This is a genomic window from Allobosea sp. BE125 (assembly GCF_031456075.1).
Taxonomy (GTDB): Bacteria; Pseudomonadota; Alphaproteobacteria; order Rhizobiales; family Beijerinckiaceae; genus Allobosea.
Genome location: NZ_JAVDTY010000004.1, coordinates 299,752 through 322,546 on the forward strand (window position 1 = coordinate 299,752; position 22,795 = coordinate 322,546).

General features: G+C 66.2%; 18 protein-coding genes. 7 read left to right on the forward strand and 11 right to left on the reverse strand.

Annotation, left to right across the window (positions count from 1 at the left end; genetic code table 11):
- Positions 1-168 precede the first annotated feature (168 nt).
- Complete coding sequence (locus J2Y55_RS12180) at positions 169-1,413, forward strand: MFS transporter (RefSeq protein WP_310152885.1); 1,245 nt, start codon at positions 169-171, stop codon at positions 1,411-1,413.
- Here the strand turns inward: J2Y55_RS12180 and J2Y55_RS12185 are convergent.
- The gene (locus tag J2Y55_RS12185; RefSeq protein WP_310152888.1) at positions 1,408-2,268 is read right to left on the reverse strand and encodes a DMT family transporter; all 861 of its coding nucleotides are present in this window, start codon (positions 2,266-2,268) and stop codon (positions 1,408-1,410) included. The genes J2Y55_RS12180 and J2Y55_RS12185 overlap by 6 nt on opposite strands.
- Positions 2,269-2,682: 414 nt before the next feature.
- On the opposite strand from J2Y55_RS12185, the gene arr reads away from it, so the two are divergent.
- Positions 2,683-3,099, forward strand: a complete 417-nt coding sequence (gene arr, locus J2Y55_RS12190; RefSeq protein WP_310153347.1) for an NAD(+)--rifampin ADP-ribosyltransferase — start codon at positions 2,683-2,685, stop codon at positions 3,097-3,099.
- A gap of 289 nt (positions 3,100-3,388) precedes the next feature.
- Here arr and J2Y55_RS12195 read toward each other — a convergent pair whose 3' ends face one another.
- Together J2Y55_RS12195 and J2Y55_RS12200 are read right to left on the reverse strand one after the other, a co-directional pair.
- Positions 3,389-4,309, reverse strand: coding sequence for a pirin family protein (locus J2Y55_RS12195; protein WP_310152891.1), 921 nt, complete (start codon positions 4,307-4,309; stop codon positions 3,389-3,391).
- Positions 4,310-4,512: 203 nt separating this feature from the next.
- Complete coding sequence (locus tag J2Y55_RS12200) at positions 4,513-5,088, reverse strand: NAD(P)H-dependent oxidoreductase (protein ID WP_310152896.1); 576 nt, start codon at positions 5,086-5,088, stop codon at positions 4,513-4,515.
- Between the two features lie 85 nt (positions 5,089-5,173).
- Between J2Y55_RS12200 and J2Y55_RS12205 the strand changes: the two genes are divergently transcribed.
- Entirely contained in the window at positions 5,174-6,094 is a 921-nt protein-coding gene (locus tag J2Y55_RS12205; RefSeq protein WP_310152899.1) for a LysR family transcriptional regulator, read from the forward strand.
- Positions 6,095-6,195: 101 nt separating this feature from the next.
- On the opposite strand, the gene J2Y55_RS12210 is transcribed toward J2Y55_RS12205, so the two are convergent.
- The 5 genes from J2Y55_RS12210 to J2Y55_RS12230 all read right to left on the reverse strand — a co-directional run bounded on the left by J2Y55_RS12210 (position 6,196) and on the right by J2Y55_RS12230 (position 9,509).
- Complete coding sequence (locus tag J2Y55_RS12210; protein ID WP_310152902.1) at positions 6,196-6,783, reverse strand: hypothetical protein; 588 nt, start codon at positions 6,781-6,783, stop codon at positions 6,196-6,198.
- A 20-nt stretch (positions 6,784-6,803) separates the two neighbouring features.
- The gene (locus J2Y55_RS12215; protein WP_310152905.1) at positions 6,804-7,952 is read right to left on the reverse strand and encodes a YcxB family protein; all 1,149 of its coding nucleotides are present in this window, start codon (positions 7,950-7,952) and stop codon (positions 6,804-6,806) included.
- Positions 7,953-8,050: 98 nt separating this feature from the next.
- Positions 8,051-8,308, reverse strand: coding sequence for an exodeoxyribonuclease VII small subunit (locus J2Y55_RS12220; protein ID WP_310152908.1), 258 nt, complete (start codon positions 8,306-8,308; stop codon positions 8,051-8,053).
- 63 nt (positions 8,309-8,371) lie between these two features.
- Positions 8,372-8,836, reverse strand: a complete 465-nt coding sequence (locus J2Y55_RS12225; protein ID WP_069690296.1) for an Lrp/AsnC family transcriptional regulator — start codon at positions 8,834-8,836, stop codon at positions 8,372-8,374.
- Positions 8,837-8,996: 160 nt separating this feature from the next.
- Positions 8,997-9,509, reverse strand: a complete 513-nt coding sequence (locus J2Y55_RS12230; protein ID WP_310153350.1) for a tyrosine phosphatase family protein — start codon at positions 9,507-9,509, stop codon at positions 8,997-8,999.
- A 135-nt stretch (positions 9,510-9,644) separates the two neighbouring features.
- Between J2Y55_RS12230 and J2Y55_RS12235 the strand changes: the two genes are divergently transcribed.
- Positions 9,645-10,205 carry a thioesterase family protein gene (locus tag J2Y55_RS12235; RefSeq protein WP_310152915.1) on the forward strand — a complete coding sequence of 187 codons (561 nt, stop codon included), beginning with the start codon at positions 9,645-9,647 and terminating at the stop codon, positions 10,203-10,205.
- 24 nt (positions 10,206-10,229) lie between these two features.
- On the opposite strand, the gene J2Y55_RS12240 is transcribed toward J2Y55_RS12235, so the two are convergent.
- Both J2Y55_RS12240 and J2Y55_RS12245 read right to left on the reverse strand, forming a co-directional pair.
- Positions 10,230-13,814 (reverse strand): hybrid sensor histidine kinase/response regulator, encoded by a 3,585-nt coding sequence (locus J2Y55_RS12240; protein ID WP_310152917.1) that lies wholly within the window; start codon positions 13,812-13,814, stop codon positions 10,230-10,232.
- A gap of 1,004 nt (positions 13,815-14,818) precedes the next feature.
- A complete protein-coding gene (locus J2Y55_RS12245; protein ID WP_310152920.1) occupies positions 14,819-17,680 on the reverse strand; it encodes an autotransporter family protein in 2,862 nt (953 codons plus the stop codon).
- A gap of 537 nt (positions 17,681-18,217) precedes the next feature.
- On the opposite strand from J2Y55_RS12245, the gene mscL reads away from it, so the two are divergent.
- From mscL to J2Y55_RS12260, 3 genes are all read left to right on the forward strand, one after another.
- Complete coding sequence (gene mscL, locus J2Y55_RS12250) at positions 18,218-18,637, forward strand: large conductance mechanosensitive channel protein MscL (protein WP_310152923.1); 420 nt, start codon at positions 18,218-18,220, stop codon at positions 18,635-18,637.
- 122 nt (positions 18,638-18,759) lie between these two features.
- Positions 18,760-19,953: a pyridoxal phosphate-dependent aminotransferase gene (locus J2Y55_RS12255; protein WP_310152926.1), complete on the forward strand. Its 1,194-nt coding sequence runs from the start codon at positions 18,760-18,762 to the stop codon at positions 19,951-19,953.
- Between the two features lie 78 nt (positions 19,954-20,031).
- Positions 20,032-21,141 carry an AbrB family transcriptional regulator gene (locus J2Y55_RS12260; protein WP_310152928.1) on the forward strand — a complete coding sequence of 370 codons (1,110 nt, stop codon included), beginning with the start codon at positions 20,032-20,034 and terminating at the stop codon, positions 21,139-21,141.
- A 21-nt stretch (positions 21,142-21,162) separates the two neighbouring features.
- On the opposite strand, the gene J2Y55_RS12265 is transcribed toward J2Y55_RS12260, so the two are convergent.
- A complete protein-coding gene (locus J2Y55_RS12265; protein ID WP_310152931.1) occupies positions 21,163-22,752 on the reverse strand; it encodes an ABC transporter substrate-binding protein in 1,590 nt (529 codons plus the stop codon).
- Positions 22,753-22,795: the final 43 nt, after the last annotated feature.

Consider the following 22,795-nt stretch of genomic DNA (forward strand, 5'->3'; position numbering starts at 1 on the left):
CCGATGGATCCCGGATCTGCGCCGCTGCGTGGCTTGTCCAGGATGACGCGGTGGATCCGAGGGCATTCTGCTCCCTAGCATGAGCAACCCTCCCTGAAGACAGGAAACGGGTGGGTTCGGCCCCGGCGATGGGCGAGTTTGCGGTCTCCCGCAAGCAGGAAACGCCCCATGTCGTCGCCCGTCCCCATCGCCCTTCTCCTCGCCGGCGTCTCCTCGCAATTTGCCGACAAGCTGGCTCTCGACACGATCTCGCTGGCCGCGACGCAAGGCGGGGCGAGCCCGCGCCTGGTCGGCCTGCTGGTGGCGGCGCAATCGGCGGCCTGGTTGCTGGTCTCGCTGCCGGCCGGCGTCTTCGCCGACCGGATCGCGCCGCGCAGCCTTGTCATGCTTGGCGGCGGGCTGATGCTGACGGGCTCGCTCATGGGGGCGGGGCTGCTGGCGCTGGGCCTGGTCGGATGGCCCCTGGGTCTCTCGACCTTCATCGCGGCTTCGGGGCCGGTGGTGATCGCGCTGTCGATCTTCGTGCTGCTGCCGCGCATGGTCCCGGTGACGACATTGCCGCGCGCCAATGGCCGGCTCGAGCTTGGCCGCGCCTGCTTCAGCCTGGCCGCCCCGCTGATCGCCGGCTGGGCGGTGGCGCATGGCATGGGTGCGCTCGGCCTTGTCATATGCGCGCTGGCAGGCCTCGTCGTGCTCGTCGCCGCCACGCGCCTGCCGGGAGACCGTCCGCCCGCCCAGCCGCGCCAGCCGCTGCATCGCGCCATCGCCGAGGGCGGCGCTTTTGTGGCGCGCCATCCTTATCTGCGGCCGATCGCGCTCTGCGCCATCGGCTGGAACATGGCCTTCTTCGCCTTCCTCGCGATCGTCACGCCTTATGCAGCCCGCGTCCTGCTGCTGGCGCCCGAGACGATCGGCCTTGCCTCCTCCGTCTATGGTGCGGGCCTGATCGCGGGCGCGCTCAGCGGCCCCGTTCTGATCGCAAGACTGCCGACCGGCCTCCTGCTCGTCTTCGGCCCGGCTTCGTCATTGCTCGGAGCGGGATTGCTCGCGCTTGCCTCGGCCTCGCTCGGCTGGCCGGCGCTGGCGCTCGCCTTCTTCCTGTTCGGCTTCGGGCCGATCCTCTGGTTCATCACCCAGACCAGCCTGCGTCAGGCAGTGACGCCGCAGGCTCTGCTCGGCCGCGTCAGTGCGACGCTCACCACGGCGATGTACGGCATGCGGCCGGTGGGGGCGCTGGCCGGAGGTTTGGCTGGCGAATGGCTCGGCCTGCAGGCCGCGATGCTGCTGCCGGTCGGGCTTTTCGCGCTCTCGACGCTGGCGATCCTGGCGTCGCGGATGCCCGGGCTCAGGACCATGCCGGAGGGCGAAGTCGCCGCCACCGTAAGCAAGGCCTGGCTTGCCGCCCGCTCATGACCGGGCGGGGCGCGCCGCCAGCAGCACGCCGGCGACGATGATCGCGATCGAAACCCCTTCCACCACTGCTGGTATCTCGCCCAGGAGCAGGATGGCGAGGAGCGAGGCGGCTACCGGCACCAGCGCGATCATCGCAGCCGCAGCCGAGGAGCCCAGCAAGGCCACGCCGCGATTGAAGCTGATCAGCGCGACGCTGCTCATCAGCACGCCCTGATAGAAGCCCTGGACCGCGATCTCGGCGGTCGGGGCCTGTCCGAGGCGGCTGATGCCGAGGGCGAGATAGACCGGCACGAAGATCACGGCCGACCAGAAGCAGATCAGCGCCGCCGACTGGATTGCGCTCAGGCCGCTGCGGCGCAGGAGCAGGGTGTAGCTGGCCCACATCGCCGCAGCCAGAACCAGAAGGCCGAGCCCGAGCAGGCTCGGTGCGGCCTGCCCGCCATTCGCGGTCAGGACGAGGCCGCCAAGCCCGGTCGCGATGGCGGCATAGCCGGCGAGCCGGATCGTGCCGGGGCGCTCCCGCAGCAGCGCCCAGCCCAGCAAGCCGGCGAAGACCGGCATCAGAGCCGGCGTCACCGAGGCGGCGCGGGCGGCCGAGGTCATCTGCACGCCGAGCGCGACCAGGATCGCGAAGGGTGCGCCCCAGAGCAGCGCGAAGACGAAGCCGTTGCGCCAGGCCTGGGGCGGCAAACCGCGCAGCAGAACCGGCGCGAGCAGGATCGCGCCGATGCCGTAGCGCAGCGCGGTCAGGTCCCAGACGCTGAGGATGCGGGTGACGCTGAAGCGCGTGACCACGAACCAGCCGGCGAAGATCGAGACCGAGAGTCCGGCCCAGAGAAAGCCGCGCAGTCTCATTGAGCCCGGGTCGGACGTGGGCACATTCCGTTGCATTGGCATGCTGGCTTTCGAAGGGGCTTCGCGGGGCAGCTTGTGCGCACTCCACCAATGACGCGAGACTACCCAGCTATCTTGAAACCGTTCATTGGCAAATAGCTTTGACTGCGCGCGCCCTATGCGCGTCGCTCCGCTCAGGAAGCCAAGCAACCAACAGCGGAGCGACCGGCAATGAAAAGCCGGGACGCTCTTGCCCGCCAGATGGCATCGATCGACAGGCGGTCGCCCAGTCGTCCTTACTTTGATTTATTCTGGAATATGGGTGATCGACATCATCCCACTATTATCGTCTACGCTGAGGTGGGACTTGCGTCAAGCTGGGGTCCTTGTGCCATTGAGACGGTCCTCGATTCACTTCAAAGGACCCTCAAGGCCATGTCAGCTCCCGCCAGCGTGTTCTCGCAATCGTTCTTCCACGGTACCCGCGCCGATCTTGAGCCCGGTAGCCTGATCGTCGTCGGCCACCAGTCGAACTTCACCGATGCCGAGCCTCTATCCTGGGTGTATTTTGCGAGCACCCTGGACGCGGCGATCTGGGGAGCCGAGCTTGCGGCAGGCCAATCGCCGGAGCGAATCTACGTCGTGGAGCCCACCGGGTCGATCGAGGATGACCCCAACCTGACCGATAAGAAATTCCCCGGCAATCCAACGCTATCCTATCGCTCACGTGATCCGCTCCGAATTATTGCCGAGGTGACGAAGTGGCAAGGACACGCGCCGGAGCTGTTGCAGCAGATGAAGGATGGCCTTGCCCGTATGAAGGCGGATGGAACCGCTCATATCATAGATTAATTTTGTGGAGATCAATTGCTTTTTATAAGTTATATCCTAATAACAATCAAGTATATAGCATGATTATCGTTAGGTAACATAAAAAATGTCGTAAATGCGTATATATACGAATACTCGATTACTATAATGAATTTTTCTATGGAAATATAATTTCAGATTTAGGTGATCCGAAAGCCATCGTCGGCGCTTGAGCATTTCCGCGTTTCTTCGAATCGTGGAAATGCTCTACCTCCTTGTTTTATCTCATTTTCTTCACGCGAACCGGTGCCCGCTTCGCTCGACAATGCTCTCAGCCCTCGGGCAGCGGAATGAACTCGGTCTCGTCTCCGGGCACGGTATCGAAGCGGCCGGCCTTCCACTCCGCCTTGGCCTGGTCGATGCGCTCCTTCGAGGAGGAGACGAAGTTCCACCAGATATGGCGCGGCCCATCCATCGGCTCGCCGCCGACGATCATCAGGCGGGCCTGGTCGACGCCGAGGATCGAGATGCGGTCGCCGGGCTTGAAGATCAGCAATTGGCCGGCGCCGAACTCGTCGCCGGCAATGTCGACCTTGCCCGTCACGATATAGATCGCGCGCTCATCATAATCGGGGTCGAGCGGCAGGATCGCGCCGGGCGAGAGCACGGCCTCGGCATAGAGCGCCTCCCAGGGGAATTTCACCGGCGAGGTCTGGCCATAGGCCGAGCCCATGATCAGGCTGATGCGTTTTCCTCCCTCTACGATGCGCGGCAATTCGGACGCAGCGTGATGGATGAACTCCGGCGCGGTCTCCTCATGCGTCTTGGGCAAGGCGAGCCAGGCCTGGATGCCGTAGAGGCGCGGGCCGCTGGCGCGCGCCTCAAGGCCGGTGCGCTCGGAATGGACGATGCCGCGCCCGGCCGTCATCAGATTGACGGCGCCGGGCTTGATGGCGAGCGCGGTGCCGAGCGAGTCACGATGCATGATCTCGCCGTCGAAGAGATAGGTCACCGTGGAGAGCCCGATATGCGGGTGCGGGCGCACGTCGAGCCCCTCGCCGAGATGGAACTCGGCCGGGCCCATCTGGTCGAAGAAGATGAAAGGGCCGACCATCTTGCGCCCGATCGAGGGCAGCGCCCGCCTGACCGAGAAGCCGCCGAGATCGCGTGCGCGCGGCACGATCACCTGCTCGATCGCCTGGCAGGAACGGGCATCGCCCAGGACGGGATCTTCGTCGGGTAGCTCGGACATGAGCATGGCTCCTTGCTTCGCCTGAATCTGACGGGATTGATCGGCCCCGGCAAGAGCGTTGGGAGCGAGAGCCGGATGATTTCAGCTGGGCTCACGAAGTGATCCCAGCTGAAATCATCCGGCTCTCATCGAAAGTGATAGCAGGATCTATGCGAAAAACCGGTTTCCACTTTTTCGCATCCTGCTCTGGCAGCCCGGCGCGCTCAGGCGGCCTGGCCTCGCGACGCCGGGGCGGCAAGCCGTCCGAGCCGCGCGACATAGTGCTCGGCCGCTGCGTGCAGTGCCTCGTCATCGGCCTTGTGTGCATTGTAGATCAGGAAAGGCTCGGCCCAGGCGAGGTCGCAGCGATGGGCCGTGGCCCTGAGCGGCTTCAGAAGGTCCCGCAGCGGGAATAGGTTGGCGCCATCAGGCGCATAGGCTTGGCGGGTGTTGCCCGCGGTGGCGACGACCAGCAGCGGCTTGCCGGCGAGTTTCGCACCCTCCGTTTCATAGGCGATGTAGAACATCCGCGTCAGCACCGCGTCCTGCCAGCTCTTGAGCAAAGGCGGCGTCGAATACCACTGCAAGGGGAACTGGAAGACGATGCGGTCGGCGGCGATGAGCCGGCGGACTTCCGCGTCGGTGTCGATGCGGCCATCGGGATAGAGAGCCTGCATGTCGACGATCTCGACATCGAGCAGGGCGCTGGCCGCTTCGCACAGCGCCTTGTTGGCGCGCGAGCGCTCGAAATGCGGGTGGAACAGCAGGATCAGGGTCTTGAGCATAGCAGCTTTGGGCATGGCAATCTCCTTTGCGGTGGCCGGAGAATGCTGCGCGCGAGAAAATCATTCCAATGGATGATTTGTATATCGTATCATTCATCCTATGAATTTACGTGCCGTCGATCTCAACCTCCTCGTCATCCTCGACGCGCTGCTCGATGAGGCTCATGTCTCGCGCGCTGCGGAGCGTCTCGGCCTGTCGCAACCGGCGGCATCGAGCGCACTCGAGCGCTGCCGCCAGCTCTTCCAGGACAGGCTGCTGGAGCGCGGTACTGGGGGCATGGTGCTGACGCCGAAGGCTCAGGCGCTGGCGCAGCCGGTCAAGGATGTGCTGGCCGGCATGGCGGCGCTGTTGCGGCAGCGGGAGCCCGACCTGTCGGCGATCCGGCAGACGGTGCGCATCGTCATGGCCGATCTTCCCGCTGTCGCGATCGCTCCCCCGCTACAGGCGCATCTGGCGAGGACGGCGCCTGGCATCACGCTCGCCATCATGCCCTGGCATAGCGCGAGCGCTGCGCTCGAAGGGCTGGCGCGGGGCACGATCGATCTTGCGGTCTCGGTCTTTCCGACAGTCGAGGCCGATTTCACGCGCCAGGAGTTGCTGCGCGAGACCTATCGCGTCGCGATGCGCAAGGGTCACCCAGCGGCGGCCGATTTCGCTCTCGATCGCTGGCTGGCTTATCCGCATGTGCTGGTCTCGGGGCGCGGCGAGACCCATGGCGCGCTGGACGAAGCTCTGGCCCGGCTCGGCCGCACGCGCCATGTCGGCATGGTCGTGCCGAGCTTCCTGATGGTGCCGTCGCTGCTCGCGGGCTCGGACATGATCGCGCTGCTGCCGAGCCGCTGCCTGCCGCTTTCCGACCAGGAGAGCCTCATCGCATTGCCGCCGCCGATCGCGGTCGAGGGCTTCCCGCTGCACATCGCCTGGCACAAGCGCCGCGCCCGCGATCCTGCGGTCCAGCATGTTGCGCGCTTGGTGGAGGAACTGGTCGTCGGCCTGCCGACAGGGGCCGGCGCCGGCTAGAGGATTCAGATTTCAGATGGGATCACCTTGTGGTCCCATTTGAAATCTGAATCCGTCTTTCATCAACATGTTAGAGCAGGATCGATCGGAGCGCCGCCGCGCTATCGCAAGGCGGCGGATCGCGCCTTGTCGGACTTCAGGCTCATGAGCATCTTCTGGCCGCCCTGATGGCGGATCTCGCCGGTTTCACAGGTCTTGCAGATGGCGCCGAGATAAGTCCCGTCGATGACCGTCTCGGCGAAATAGCCGGATTTGTAATTGTGCCGTGCATCGGTCTCGACGACGTACCAGTCGCGGTCGCCGATGCGCCGGATGGCGAGGTCCTGGCGGATCTCGGCGTCCTTGCTGGTGCTCTTCAGCACGCTCTTCAGGCGGGCATAGCGGGTGAGCGGGGCTTCGTAGAGGTCGGCGAGGCGGGCTGCGTCGTTTGCGCCCGCCACGGGCTTGGCGCGCAGCACGAAGGTGCAGGTCTCCTGCGTATGCTTGCAGGCGTGCGTTTCGCAGACGAGATGCACGCGCCTGCGGCCGGTCGCATCGAATCGGTCGTCGCCGGCCTCGTCCAGGCGCCAGCCCTCGGGAAGGGTAAGCTGGAGTCCGTCATCCATGCGCAGCACGCGCTCCTGCGCGCCAGCCTGCAGCGCGGAGAGGGTGAGGCCCGCGGCGATGACGGATGCGGCGACAACCTTCATGACGCTTCCCTCCTGTCGCATCAGGCCTGCTGAATGTGGCGGGAGCACAACGCTTCCAGGCGTTCGGACTGCGCCGGATCCAGGGCGCGCCGCGGCACGATCAGCGTCGAGCCCCGGCTGATCCGCATCAGCCAATGCTCGGGCTGGCGCGCGAGGCCGATCACGCCCGGCCATTTGACGAAGGTCGTGGCGGCGCCCTTGACCGTGAGAATGCCGCTGTCGTCGACCACGAAGCGGTTCGGCGTTTTGCTTGTGCTGTTATACAGCGTCGCGCCCGAGTAACCGGCGAACCAGCGCATCAGCGGCCTGTCGAACGCAAGCCTCAGCGCCGCCAGCACGCCGAAGGCCAGCGCGGGTTTCCAGAAAAAGCTGGGGAACAGGTCCCAGAAGATCGGCAGGGACAGCGAGACCGGCAGCCGCTCCGTATCGAGTGCCCACGCCGCGATGGTAAGGACCGGTACCGCCAGGCTCGCCAGCAGCCAGTTGCGGACGATGCCCCATCGGCGCGAGCGGCGCAGCTCGGGCAGATCTTGATACCAGGCGACATGGGCGGCCCAGTCCTTCGGCTCCATAGCGACCTCGAAGCTGAGGGCATTGTCGGGCGGAGCAGGCGGCTCCGGCAGCAGCTGGGCTACGCCGATCCACTGTCCCAGCCACCCGCGCAGGCTGTCGATCTGGCCGGCGGGAATGGCCCGCTTCGGCAGCGCGACCGTTTCCTCCTGCGACGGCAGCACGAAGAAGAGGTGATCGCGCCCCTCATCCAGCCTGGAGATGTGGCTCCATGGCGTGAAGCTCTCGCGCTGCGGTTCCCGCGTCGTCAGGCCGTCGGCTTCGATGACGTAGCGCAGCAGGATCGGCGTCTCGAAGCCGGCGGCTCGCAGGGCCTTTTGCATGAGCCGCCGCATCCGCCAGGGATGGATCAGCCACCACAGCACGACCCCCGCCGAGATGACGAGCAGCAGGTAGAAGGGAATGTCGCCGATGAAGATCGCCAGGAAATCGCCGAGCTGCGCGAAGCTCAACGGGCTGCGGGCGGGGCGCCAGCCGGCGAAGGCACCGAGGATGGCGAAGAACCACAGGCTCGGCAGGCCGATGGTCAGCAGGCGCCGGCGATTGGACCGGATCAGCGGGGCGTTGGCGAGCAGGGAGGCTTCGGTGACGTCCGCCAATGTCAGCTGCGTCTCGAAGGCGAGAGGCAGCGTCAGCGCCGGCGCGGGCCTTGCCGCGATCTTTGGAACCCCGGTCATCCCGCGAAGCTACCCCGCGCTCAGTTTCCGACGTCGAGCGGCGCGGTTCCGGTCGGCTTGCCGTCGGCGCCCAGCGTGATCTTCTCGATGCGCGCCTCGGCCTGCTTCAGCAACGCGTCGCAGCGCGCCTTCAGGGCCTCGCCGCGCGTGTAGATGTCGATCGATTCTTCAAGCGGCACGTCACCGCGTTCGAGCTTGGCGACGATCGCCTCGAGTTCCTTGAGCGCAGCCTCGAAGGGCAGGGCGGCGATGTCTGAGTTCTGCTTGGCTTCGGTCACTGGCGCGATTCCCGTTTGACCAGAGCTTATCGGTCTCCGGGACGCGCGCCGCAACCCCGCGCGTCACACCGGCAGCGCCGAACTCTTCTTGATGGTGCGCAGCGTCAGCGTCGATTGCACGCGGGTGACGCCCGGCAATTGCGTGATGATGTCGGTGTGGATGCGCTCGAAATCGGCGCTGTCGCGGTAGATCACGCGCATCAGATAATCATGCGCGCCGGCGAGCAGATGGCATTCCAGGATCTCGGGCAGGTTCTGCACCGCCTGTTCGAAACCTTCGAGCGAGGCGCGGCCCTGCTGGTCGAGCGTGACGAAGACGAAGGCGGTGCCGGGGAAGCCCGCGATCTTGTCGTCGAGCAGCATCGCATAGCCACGGATCAGCCCGCTCTCCTCGAGCTGGCGGACCCGGCGCAGGCAGGCCGAGGGCGACAGATGCACCTTCTCGGCAAGGTCGGAATTGGTGATCCGCCCGTCCATCTGCAGGATGCGCAGGATGGAGCGGTCGCGGGAATCGAGTTCGATCGTCATGGCGCTGGCAAAACCCCTCTTGCCGGATGCATTGTCGCAAAATCCGGCGGGCGCAAGCAATATTCTGCGCCGGAACCGAAAAATCGCGCCGTGTTCGACGCGAGCTGCGCCGCAGCCCGCACGATGCTGCCGGGCTTGAGAACCGGATTTCGCCTGCCTTTCAGGCCAGAGCGAGCTGAAACGGCGTGCCCTCGAAGGCGTCTTCGCCGCGGCCGATCCGCTCGATTGCGGCGCTCATCCGGCCGTCGCGGCGAAGCATCGCATCGGCGATGGCAACGAGCCGTGCATTGGGCGTCGCCGAGGGCGAGGCGGCGCGCAGGGCGGTGGCGATCTCCTCCTCATTGCGCCCCGGCCCGAGCGCGCAGGCGGCGATAAAGGCTGCTGCCGTCGAGCGACTGATGCCGGCCCAGCAATGGACCACCAGCGGCGCGGCGCGGTCCCACTCGCCGACGAAATGCAGGAAGCGCTCGACATGCGCCTCGGCCGGCACGATGTGCCCGTCCATGGGCGCGACGATATCCGACATGCCGAGGAAGAGATGGCGCTCCGGCGCGATGCTCGCGGGCCGCTCGACCACCGTGTTGATGTTGATCAACGTCACCACATGGCTGGCGCGCACGGCGGCCACGGTCTCGTGGAGCCGCGACAGTGAGGAGACGTGCAAGGTCGGCATGCCGAAGGTCCTGTCGGTCGCGAGTGAGCTGCGGGCCGCGAGCCCCGCGTGATCGGAAGACATACTATCGACTCGGCCGCCCGCGCAGCTAGAAGCGGTCGCAGTTTCTCCTCATGCCGCAATCAAGAGGCCGCGATGAATCTCTGGCTGCGCCTGCTCTGGCTGCTCCTGACCAGCCCGTTCCGCCCAAGGCTCAAGCCGCTGGGGGCGCCCTCTCTGCTGGGTTTCCGCGTCTGGCCGCTCGATCTCGACACCAGCCTGCACATGAATAATGGCCGCTACTGGACCCTGATGGATCTCGGCCGCACCGACCTCATGCTGCGCACCGGGCTGTGGCGCGCGGTGCTGCGCCATCGCTGGGTGCCGGTGGTGAATGCGGGCACCATCCGGTTCCGCCGGGAGTTGCGCTTGTTCAGGCCCTTCCGGCTCGAGACCGCGATCCTGTGCTGGAGCGAATCTTGGCTGGTGATGCAGCATCGCGTGCTGAGCCGGGCGCGTGACGGCAGCGAGATCGTCGCCGCTGTCGCGCTCGTCCGTGCCGCGCTCTACGACCGTGCCGGCAAGAGATATGTGCCCGTCGCGACGCTGATGGCGGAGATCGGCATCGGGGCGACGAGCCCGGAGCCGAGCCCGGAGGTCGCGGCCTTCCTGGCGTCGGAAGAGGCGATGCGGCAGGCGGGTTCCTCGGGGCGCTGAGTTCTGGGGCCAGCGGGCTTCCCGCTACTCCGCCGCCAGCCGCGTCGCCCGCCACTGCGCCAGGAGCGCGCGCAGGGCTGCGGGCTTCAGCGGCTTGTTCAGCAGGTGGACATCGAGCGCGGCGGCCGCCTCGCGCACCTGCGGCGTGCGGTCGGCCGTCAGCAGGATCGCGGGCATGGCGGCGCTGGTGCGCTGGCGCAGCGTGCTGATCGCAGTCAGCCCGTTGCCATGGTCGAGGTGGTAATCGGCGATCAGCACGTCGGGGTCGCCATGCGTGCGCAGCGACAGCTGGGCCTCCTCGACACTGGCCGCGATCGCGACCGTGCAGCCCCAGCCGCCCAGCAACTGCTTCATGCCGTCGAGGATCGCCGGCTCATTGTCGAGCACCAGCAGCTTCAGCCCGGCGAGCTGGCCTGCCGGCGCATGGCGCGGCGCGGCGCTGGTCGACATCGCCGGCAGCGGCGAGGCGCGCGGCACCAGAACCGAGAAGCGCGTGCCGCGTCCCGGCGTCGAGACCAGGGTCAGCCTGTGGTCGAGCGTGCGCGCGATGCGCTGCACGATGGAGAGGCCAAGCCCGAGGCCGCGCGCTACCTTCGCCCCCTGGTCGAGCCGCTGGAACTCGCGGAACACCGTCTTCTGCTTGCTTTGCGGGATACCGAGCCCGGTATCGAGCACCTCGACCGAAACCTGTGCGCCGCGCCGCCGGCAGCCGACCACGATCTTGCCGCTGGGTGTGTATTTGATCGCGTTCGAGACCAGGTTCTGCAGCAGGCGGCGCAGCAAGCGCCGGTCCGAGCGCAGCGCCATCGCCGTCGGCATGAAGACGAGCTTCAAGCCCTTCTCCTGCGCGCTCGGCTCGAATTCGCGCTGGAGCTGGCGCATCAATTCGTCGACGCGGAAGGCCGTGATCTCGGGTTTCAATGCGCCGCCGTCGAGCCTCGAGATCTCGAGCAGCGCGGTCAGGATCTCCTCGACCGCATCGAGCGAGGCGTCGATGTTCTCGGCGAGGTCGGGGCTGCCGGCGGTGCGGTCGCGCTCGACCAGCGAGGTGGCGTAGAGCCTGGCTGCGTTCAATGGCTGCAGGATGTCGTGGCTGGCGGCGGCGAGGAAGCGGGTTTTTGAGGCATTGGCCTCGTCGGCCTCGGCCTTGGCGCGCTGCAATTCGGTGTTGACCCGCAGGATCTCCTCGGTGCGCTCGGCGACGCGGCGCTCCAGGGTCTCGTTGGTGCGCTCGAGCTCCTCATGCGCCTCCACCGCCTGGGTGATGTCGGTATAGGTCGTGACGAGGCCGCCATCGGGCAGTGGGTTGGAGCGGATCTCGATGACTTTCTTGGACGGGTAGAGCTTGAGCCGCACCGGCTCGCGATCCCTGACGAAGCTCTCCAGCCGCGCCGCCATCAACTCGTCCTGCTGGCCGTCGCCATAGGCGCCGCGCGCCGCATTGTAGCGCACGACCTCGTCGAGGCCGGTGCCGAAGCGCACCAGTGAGGGCGGCAGGTCGTAGAGCTGGATGAAGGCCTGGTTCCAGGCGAGCAGGCGCAGGTTCCGGTCGAGCACGGTGATGCCCTGGCCGGCATGGTCGAGCCCGTGCTGGAGGATGTCGCGGTTGTATTGCAGCGCGGCCGAAGCGTCGTCGAGCAGCTTGAAGGCGGCTTCCGTGGAGAGGTTGCGCCGCCGTAGCAGGAGCGACAGCACGAGGCGCGAGGAGGCCGCACCGATCGCCGAGGAGAGCAGATGCTCGCCGAAGCGCAGCATATGGATATCGGCTTCGCGATTGGCGTTGGGCTCCTCGCCGCGCCCGCTGGCAAAGCCTTCGAAGGCGCGCTGCGTCCGCTCCTGGCCGAGATAGCGGCCGATGGTCGATTGCAACTCGGCTTCCGTGACGCTGGAGCGCCAGAGCGAGAAGGATTGCGCCATCGTCGCCTTGTCGGATTCGACGAAGGCGTTGGCCTGCAGCCGCTCCATCGCATTGGCCGGCCGCAGCAGCGAGAAGCCGATATAGGCGAGGATGTTGAGGCCCAGGCTCCAGACCACGCCATGCGGCAGGGCCGGCAGGTCGAGCCCCAGCAGCGCTTCCGGCCGCAGCGCCGCGATGCCGTAGGGCCCCTCGGTGACCAGCGCCTCCCAGAGGCTGCCGGGATGGCCGAGGCTCGGCAGCAGGAGCGTATAGGCCCAGACCAGGATGCCGATCGTCAGGCCTGCCGCGGCGCCGAGTGCCGTGCCGCGCCGCCAGACCAGCCCGCCGAAGAAGGCCGGCGCAATCTGCGCCGTCGCGGCGAAGGAGAGCAGTCCGATCGAGACCAGGGCCGCCTCGCCGGCGGCGCGGTAATAGGCGTAGCCGAGCAGGATCACGAGCAGGATCGCGGCGCGGCGAATGATCACGACCTGCGAGCCGAGATCGCCGCCCGTCGTGCCGTTGCTGTTGGCGCTGCCGCCGCGCTGCGCGGTCAGCATCGCCATGGATCTCGCGGGGTCGCTCAGCCCGCCGCGCCCGCGCAGCAGCAGCGGCATGACGAGGTGGTTCGAGATCATGATTGCGAGCGCGACGGAGGCGACGATCACCATAGCGGTCGCGGCCGAGAGCCCGCCGACGAAGACGATCAGCGCGAGCAGGCTGGCCTCGCTCTGCAGCGGCAGCAGCAGCACGGTCATGTCGCGGTCGATCTCGGCGCCCGGCATCAGCAATTCGCCGGCCATCGCCAAGGGCAGCACGAAGAGATTGATCAGGATGAGATAGAGCGGAAACATCCAGGCCGCGCGGCGGACGTCGCGGGCGTCGCGATTCTCGACGATCGTCATGTGGAACTGCCGCGCCAGCAGCAGCGCGGCGCAGGAGGAGAGCAGGGTCAGGGTGAGGAAGGTCGGCCAGCTCGAGGTCCGCTCCCAGAGCGGCGGCGCGCCGTTGGGCAATCGCGCCGCCTTGGCGAGGAGATCGCCGGCGCCGTCGAACAAGCCGTAGACGATGAAGATGCCGAGCACGAGGAAGGCGACGAGCTTGATCAGCGATTCGACCGCGATCGCGAGCACGAGGCCGTCCTGGTGCTCCGTGGCATCGATATGCCGCGTGCCGAAGGCGCAGGCGAAGCCGGCCAGCACCATCGCCACCAGGAAGGCGAGGTCGTTCAGGACCGGAACCTCAGGCGTCAGCGCATGGCCGCCGGTCGCGATCAGGAAGACCGAGAGCGAATTCGCCACCGCCTTGAGCTGGAGCGCGATATAGGGCAGCGCCCCGATGACCGCGACGATGCAGACCAGCGCCGCCACGCGCTCGCTCTTGCCGTAGCGCGCGCCGACGAAATCGGCGATCGAGGTGATGTTCTGCGATTTGGCGATCTCGACGATGCGCCCGACGAAGCGGTGGCCGAAGCCGATCACCAGGATCGGCCCGACATAGATGCCCAGGAAGTCGAAGCCGGCCCGGTTGGCGAAGCCGACGGAGCCGTAGAAGGTCCAGGAGGTGCAGTAGACGCCAAGCGCCAGCGCATAGATCGTCGCGCGCGCCCGGCCGGTGATCAGCCTGTGCCCGGACGTGTCGGCGATATGGGCGACCGCGAACAGGCCGCACAGATAGGCCAGCGCCACCAGGATCACGGACCATGCGGGGATCATTGCGCCTCCAGCGCCGCAATTCGGCGTTGCGCAACCTAACCTCGCAGCGTGCCCCTCGCCATAGCGCTTTCGGCGCGACTGCCTGTCCGGCTTAGCCAGGGGCTGATGATGTCGGCCTCCCATGCGAAACGCATGAGCACGACGTTGCGCGTCATGGTCGGGCTTGTCCCACGGCTGTCCGGTTGAGGTTTTGGTCTCTGAGCGGATCATGCACGGCTCTCCCCTCGCGGGCGGAGGTGACGCGAAGCGCCGGATGAAGAGCGCGGGGAACCCTTCTCCCGGATGGGAGAAGGGCAGGGATGAGGGCCTGCCGCTGATTATTGAGACGCGACCGCGCCGCAACGCCGGCTTCATCCTGAAAGCGCAGGAGACGATGCGGAGCCGCTTGCGCGATCTGGTTTTCTGGCCTGCCCTCACCCCTGCCCCTCTCCCATCCGGGAGAGGGGTTCCCCGCGCTTGTCCCGTCTGTCCCCGCCCGCTGGAAAGCCTTCAATGAACGAAGCTTTCCGATCGGGCGTTCACGGCGAACCGGATAGCTGTGTACTTGTCCCGACCATCCACGTCTTCGCGGGGCGAGGGCGGTGTTCAGGACGTGGATGCTCGCCACAAGGGCGGGAGTTCACCAAGACCGACACGCGATCCCGGCGATAATTCAGGTCCGTTCTTCAGGCGGGCGACATTGCCTGCTTCCGACCCAAGTTGGACATTCGCTGCCCGTTGGGGCGGCGACCGAAATTGGCCGTTTGCGGTCACAGGGAAGGTCCGCTTTTGGGCGGTTCAGCGAGCTGCCTTGCCGCCGAGAGCTGGCCCGATGCCGATGTTAGGAAAGCTTGCTTACTGGCCTATTTGGTTGCTCGATCGGGCAGCGGTAGCGATGACATGACCTTCGAAGGACGATGCTGCACAGTCTTCCGCTGCGCCATCATCCGCGAAGCGACTGGCCCGCCTCGTCGCTGTCGCCACAACACGCTGGCGCGAACCGTTCGGGCAAGCCACCCCATTTTTTACCAACGAATCCTCAGCCCTCCACGGCCGGTGATGCTATGGCTGTCGGCGAAGTGGGCGAGGCTGGTCTGGGCCTCGATCTCGCCATAGAGCGCATAGCGACCCGTTTCGTATTTTGCACCGAGACCGAGCCCGCCCCAGAGCCGCTCTCCACGGCTGATCAAAGGCGTTCCCGCGACGGTAGCCGTCGTTCCGTCGAGGAATTCGTAGTGCAGGTTCGCGATGCCGTAGAGCGAGGCATTGACCGACTGCCCGGCGCTGTCGCGCCAGCTCTGCCGGTAATCGGCCGACATTCCGAGCCGTCCGCGCAGGCTGTCGCCGTCGGTCAGAGCGACGCGGGCGCCGAACGGATCGACGAAGCTGTCAGCATCGACTGGCGAATAGGTCAGCTGCGCCTGCGGCGTCAGCGACCAGCTATCGGAAAGCGCGATGCGCTGTCCCAGTTCGAGCCCCAGCGCATAGCCGAAGCCGGCCTTGCCCTTGGCGAGCTGACGCCCTGCCGTCGTGGAGGACAGGTCGCTGTCGAACCAGCTGAGCTTGGCCTGCGCATCGGCGTAGAAGCCTGACGCGCCATACCATGTCAGCGCGCCGCCGAAGCCGCTACCCGCGGCCTTGATCTTGCCGCGCCCGAAGACCGAGGCGATGTCGGCCAACGCTTCGCCATGATGCAGCGTCAGACCTCCGACGAGCGTGCCGGCTTCGCCGGCGAAAACCTGCCCGTCGACACCGGTCTGCAGGCGCCAGCTATCGACCATGTAGCTCGTGCCGGTCGTCGAGAAGCCCGGTGTGACGCGACTGTGAACAGCATCGATGCGGGCCCAGATCGCACGGCCTGCTGCGTTCGATGCATCGTCGGTCCGGCCGTCGAAGCGCTCGCCGACGCGCTGACGCAGAGTCTGAAGTTCGTTCAGGCTCTGCAGGACCTGGCCATAGACTTCGTAGATGGGCGCTCCGGGCTGGTAGATCGGACCCGCGACGGTTGACGATGAGCCAGGAGCGGAGGGCGGCGCCATATAAGCCGAGCGTAGATACCAGTCGCCATCGTTCGGCGTGCTGATGCCGTTCTTCTGCAAGGTGTAGGCATAGGCACCGGCGACGACGGCTTGCTGCCCCTGGAAGACGTAATTGCCCTGGAGCGTGAAGACGCCGTTCGAGGCTCCACCGACATCGACGATCTTGATGCCTTCGATGGTCTGCGCGCCGGCTCCGCCCTGGTTCAGCACCGTTACGAGGGTCGATCCCGCCGTGCTGCCGATGATGACGAGGCGGTCGGATGGCGAGGCATCGCCGCCTAGCACGGTTTCGATTTCGAGCCGGCCGCCATTGCCGAGATAATTGCCGTTGATCGTCAGCGTGCCAATCGAATTGCCCGGCGCAATCGTGCCGCCCAGCTGGTTGATCGTGGAGCCGACCGTGCCGATGCCCTGCAGGCGGCCGCTGATGACCTCCATCGTCCCCCCGAGGACGCCGTTCACGGCGAGTGTACCTGCCACCACGCTGCCGGCACCTGTGAAGGTCGAGCCGCTGTTGCCGGTCAGCTCCAGCTTGCCCGCGCCATCCTTGATCAAGGCTCCCGCGCCGGTGAAGTTGGGCGACATGCCGATATCGTGGCCATCCGTGTCGATGACGATGCCATTCGCGCCAATGTTGATGGTGCGGGTGTCGAAACCTGCGAAGAAATTGGGATTGTCTGCTGTGGCACGCAGCAGGCCGCCATCAAAGGTGACACTGGCAGTGCCGGTGCCACCGAAAATCCGGCGGGTTTCCAAAACGCCGCGATTATTCGCCGGGCCCTGCACAACCAATATCCCGCTGGCGCCTGAGCTCTCACCGATTCGGACTCCGCCTTCTGCGCGAACCAGCCCGCCATTCTCGACGGTGAGCGAGCCCGTTCCGACATTGCCGATGGTGAGGGTAAATGGCGACATCACCCATTTCGAGCCCGCTCCGGTCACGGTGACGCTGCCGGTGCTGTTGGCGCCGATATAACCCTGATTGCTAGTGACGGTTGCGCCGGCTTCGATGCGCAAGGTACCCACGGCGAAACTGCCGACGGTGAACTGTCCAGTATTGGTCCAGGTCGTGCCCGCGCCGGTCAGCACGACATCGCCCTGGGCACCGCTGCCGACGACGCCGTCCACGCTCGAAACCGTCGCGCCACCCTCGACGCGCAGAGTTCCGGCACCGAACACGCCGATGCTCAGCCGGCCGTTGTTCTGCCAGGACGAGCCCTGTCCGCTGACCAGCGCGTTGCTGCCGCCGCTGATGCTGCCCCAGGCATTCGAAACCTGGCCGCCGGCGAGGATCTGCAATGTCGCGACTCCGTCGGAGCCGACAGCGAGATTGCCGGCATTGGTCCATGTCGAGGCGTTGCCGTTGCCGTCGACGCCCGAGACCGTGACGGTGCCCTGGCTGCCGAGATCCCCGGCGATCGTGCCGGTCTGGCTGCTCACCTTTCCGCCACCCAGGATGGTCAGCGACCCGGTACCGGACTGGCCGATGACGAGGTCGTTCGTATTGGTCCAGGTCGATGCGTTGCCGCTGCCGTCAGTTCCGGAAACCGTGACCGTGCCATTGCTGCCCAGGCCGTCGCCGATCGTGCCGCGATCGTTGGTGACGGTTCCGCCGGCGCTGATGTCAAGCTGGCCGATGCCGGTATCGCCGACCCGGAGATCGCCGCCGACGGCCCAGTTGGGCGATTGGGCGGGGCCTGGGTTCAGATCGCCGCCGCCTGTGACGGATTGCGCGCTTGCCGGCCGCATTCCCGCGGCACAGAGCAGAGCGGCGATAGCCGTCGAGAGCAGCAGCGGTTGGCAGCGGAAGCCGGAGCTGATCTGGCTGCTTTTGGTCCGTCTCAGCACGTTTCAGCCCCGGCGTGATGTCGTTTTGTGTTCGTCGGTTCCCCGCATAGGTTGTATCCATGCGGAGAATGTTGCTGCAAGCGAATCGGCGCAGCCAATCTACAAGCTGACGATCAATGGTTAATCGTAATGGCAAGACGCGTCTCTCTGGACGTTTTATTGGTCCAGATATCGCCAATCAACATTGGCTGAGTAGGCAACCATCGTTCGCTTACGGGCGGCGCCGCAATGTCCGGTTGTGGCGCGATCAGGTCGTTTGCGGCGCCGGTCGCGAAGTTCGGTTATCGACTCTGAGCTGACACCCAGAACGGCAACTTTCCGGCTTTGTGTCGGTTGCGGTGGAGACCTCACCACGAGGGCTAGCATGACGAATTGGAGCGGTCTTGTGAGCATGGGGCGGGCTCTAGCTATCTGTGCAGGCTGCAACTTTGCGGTGAGCGGGGTCTTCTAACGCCCGCGCGACTCCGTTAGCGTTTCAGCTTCGGCACGGAGCTAACGCGCGCCGCGAGCAAGACAGCCGCAAGAAGGGGGCAGACCATGCTTGAGGAATTCAAGAAATTCGCACTGAAGGGCAATGTGGTCGATCTCGCCATCGGTGTGATCATCGGCGCGGCCTTCGGCAAGATCGTCGATTCGCTGGTCGGCGACGTGATCATGCCTTTCATCGGAGCGCTCGGCGGCGTCGATTTCTCGAACTACTTCATTGGCCTCAACAAGGCGGTGACCTCTCCCATCCTCGTCGAGGCCAAGAAGCAGGGCGCTGTCTTCGCCTATGGTTCCTTCGTGACCGTGGCGATCAACTTCCTGATCATCGCCTTCGTTCTGTTCCTGGTCGTGCGGGGGATCAACAGGCTGCAGCGCACCAAGGCCGCCGAGCCGGCGCCGCCCGCTCCCCCGGCCGAGGACATCGTCCTGCTCGCTGAAATCCGCGACCTTCTGAAGAAGCAGTCGGCCTGAAAATTCTTCGATCGGTCGCGGCGATTCATCACCGCGACCGATCGACCCGATCTCGCGATTTCATGCTTGCCCGCGCCGCTATCGGCTAAAGGAAGGCGGGTCACTTTCGCGAGGTTCAGTTCATGACCACCACGACGTTGCCGGGCGCCAGCCTGATCGCCGATCTGAGGCCAGAAGCCCGCAACGCGCCGGAAAGCGGCATAGTCGAGGTGGTCAATCACGGCCGCCTCAAGCAGGGCTTGATCCCGCTCTGGGTCGGCGAGGGCGACCTCCCGACGCCCGATTTCATCGCGCGCGCCGCCAACAAGTCGCTGGCCGATGGCGAGACCTTCTACACTTGGCAGCGCGGTATCCCCGAATTGCGCGAGGCGCTCGCCCGCTACCACACGACGCTCTACGGCCAGCCCTTCTCCTCCGACCGCTTCTTCGTCACCGGATCGGGCATGCAGTCGGTCCAGATCGCGGTCCGCATGATCGCCGGGCCCGGCGACGAATTGGTGATCCCGACCCCGGCCTGGCCGAACTTCGCCGCCGCGATCGGCATCGCCGGCGCCACGGCCGTCTGCGTGCCGATGGATCTGGAGCATGGCCGTTTCAAGCTTGATCTCGACAAGCTCGCCGCCGCAATCACGCCCAGGACCCGCGCGCTGGTGATCAACTCGCCGGCCAACCCCACCGGCTGGACCGCGACGAAGGCGGAGATGGGCGCGCTGCTCGCGCTTGCCCGCAAGCACGGCATCTGGATCATCGCCGACGAGATCTATGCCCGCTTCGTCTATGACGGCTCCCCGCGCGCCGCCTCGTTCCATGACGTGATGGAGGCCGACGACCGCGTTCTCTTCGTCCAGACCTTCTCGAAGAACTGGGCCATGACCGGCTGGCGCGTCGGCTGGATCGAGGCGCCCGCTGCGCTCGGCCAGGTCATCGAGAACCTGATCCAGTATTCGACCTCGGGCTCGCCCGTTTTCGTCCAGCGCGCCGCCATCGCCGCACTCGAGGAGGGCGAGCCCTTCGTCGCGCAGCAGATCGCCCGCGCCGCCGAAGGCCGCAAGATCATCGCCGAGGGCTTGCTGGCGACCAACCGGGTCTCGCTCGCGGCGCCTGACGGCGCCTTCTATCAGTTCTTCAGCGTCGACGGCCGCAGCGACTCGCGGGCGCTGGCGATCGAACTGGTCGACAAGGCCAATGTCGGCCTCGCGCCGGGAACCGCCTTCGGACCGGGCGGCGAGACCGGCTTGCGGCTCTGCTTCGCGCGCAAGGCCTCCGACCTCGTCGAGGTCGTGGCGCGGCTCCAGAAGGCGCTCGCCGCCGGGTAATGCCGGCGCGCTTTCGCTGCAGGGTATCGTTGCGCTGCCGGCGCAGCGGCGAAATTGACCTCGCCGCGCCCCGCGTTCATGAGTGCGCCGGAGCCGCCCGCTTTTGGCGCGGTCGTGGATGCGATGGCGCTTTTCGGTTATCCCTCGACGCGACCGGCGGTTCTGGGTCGCGAGGCCGTGACCATCGGCATCGCCTGGCTTGGCGGTGCCGCCTTCGCGCTGCTGGGCGCGCCTGCGGCCTGGCTGTCAGGCTCGATGATGCTGAGTGCGACGGTTGCCTTCCTGCGCCCGCTCCCTGTTCTGCGCCGGTCGTGGTTCGATTCGACGGTGCTGCTGTCCGGCACGATCATCGGCTCGGCGGCGACGCCCGAGGCGCTCGCCGCCGCTGCCCGCTACCCGGCCTCGCTCGTCGTGCTTCTGCTCGGCATGGCGGCGATCATGATCCTGACCGGGGCGTATCTGCGTTATGTCGCGCGCTGGTCCTGGATCGATGCGCTGCTCGCCTCGGCACCGGGCGCGCTCGCGACGGTGCTGGCCGTGGCGCAGGCGAAGGGCGCCAATATTGGCCGGATCTCGGTGGTTCAGCTCTTCCGCCTGCTTGTCCTGGTGGCGCTGCTCCCGAGCGCGATGCAGCTGAGCGGGGCCCATTCGGCGGCGCCGGTGCCGCGCGCCGATATCGTCGGGGCCGACACGATGCTGTTCGTGCTGCTCTGCGGCCTGGCGGTCGGGCTCGTCTTCGAGCGGCTGCGCATGGCGGCGCCAATGATGTTCGGCGCGACCTTCGCCAGCGCCGTCCTGCACGGTACGGGGTTAGTCCACGGCACACTGCCACCCGAGATCCAGACGGCCGTGCTGGTGTTGCTGGGCTCCACGATGGGAGGGCGCATCGCGCATATCCCCCGGCCGGAGCTTCTGGGATTGTTCCCGCTTGCGGTCGGCGGCTTCTTCGTCTCGATCGCCGTTGCCTTCGCCTTCGCCTGGCCGGCGGCTCAGCTGGCTGGTGTGCCCTATGCCAGCGCGATGACCGCTTTCGCGCCGGGCGGGCTTGAGGCGATGGCGATGCTCGCCTTCGCCATGGGGCTCGACACGCTCTATGTCGGCTCCCACCATCTCACGCGCTTCCTGCTGATCGGCTTGGCGATGCCGTTTATCGTCGCCCGCATCAAGGACGCGCCGCCGGGCGGCTGAATCCGGCGGCGCGGTTTTTCCTCAATCCACCCCGATCGTGGTCAGATCCTGGAACCAGTGCTGGGCCAGCACGAACTTCTTGATCTTCGGGGAAAGCACATGCGGGTTGGTGTCGTGCACCACCCAGACCAGAACGGCGTCGTCGACGATCTGGGCATGGGCCTTGGCCAGCAATTCATCCTGCTTGGCGACGTCGAAGGTCTTGGTGGCCTCGTCCAGCAAGGCGTCGACCGCCGGGCTCGACCACGTTCCCCAGTTCACGCCGACCGGCGCGACTTGGTTGGAGTGGAAGAAGCGGATGATCGCGTAGAGCGGGTCGGAGGTGACATAGGCGATGTTGTTCGAGGTCACATCGGCGTTCATCTCGTCCTTCGCGCCCTTGCGCCAGCGCGTATAGAGCACCTCAAGCTCGACGACCTTGAAGTCGAGCTCGATGCCGACATCCCGGAGGTTCTGCTGGATGAACTCGTTCATCGGCAGCGACTGCATCTGCCCGGTGCCGCCCTGGGCGATGACGAAGGTCGCCTTCAGCGGCTTTTCCTTGGAATAGCCGGCCTCGGCCAGGAGCTTCCTGGCGGCATCGGGATCATATTTGATCTGGAAATTCGGCTTGCCGAACCAGGGGCTCGCCGGATCGACCTGGCCGACGGCCGGCTTGGCGAGGCCGTTGAGCAATTCGACGATGCCGTTGCGGTCGATGGCGAGGTTCAGCGCCTTGCGCAGGCGCAGATCCGTCCAGGGCGAGCCCGGCGCCACACTGAGATGGTAGTTCCAGACATGGGGCGTGACGTTCTCGACGATCCTCATGCCGGCCTGCTTGAGGCGCGGCACGGTGTCGGGAGCCGGCGTCTCGATCAGGTCGACCTGGCCGGTGATCAGCGCGTTGGTGCGCGCCAGCACCTCCGGGATCGGCAGCAGGATCAGGCGATCGACCTTGGCGAGGCGGTTCTTGTTCCAGTAATCCGGGTTCCTGACGAGCTCGGCGCGCTCGCGCGGCACGAATTTGTCGAGCTTGAACGGGCCGGTGCCCGAGGGCGTCAGCGCGAACTTGTCCCAGTCCTTGCCGAGCTTCTCATATTGCGCCGGGCTCGAAACCAGGAACCAGAGCATCTGGTAGGGGAAGAACGAGTCGACCGCCTTGGTGGTGATCTCGACGGTCTTCGCATCGACCGCCCGGTAGCTCGCGATCGACGGCAGGCGCGGCTTGACCTGCGCGGCCTGGCGGCGGTCGTAGTGCGGGGCTTTCTCGTCCAGCACCTTGTCGAGGTTCCAGACCACGGCGGCGGCATCGAAGGCGCTGCCGTCATGGAACTTCACGCCCTCGCGCAGGGTGAAGAGCCACTTCTTCTGGTCGTTGGCGTCGACCTTCCACTCGGTCGCGAGCCCGGGCACGAGCTTGCCCGGCCTGTCGGCGATGTCCATCTCCCAGGCGACCAGCGGGTCGTAGAGCGTGTAGCCGGTGAATTTATAGGCTCCGGCGCCGCGGTCGGGCTGGCCGGAGGTCAGCGGGATGTCGGCGAGCGAGATGCCGTAGCGGACGACCGATTCCGCCTGCGCCGCGCTGGCCAAGGAAAAGGCAAGCGCGGCTGTGATTGCCAAGCGTTTGAACATGCATGCACCTCTATGCGGGAAGCTGCATGCAATTCAGCAAGGC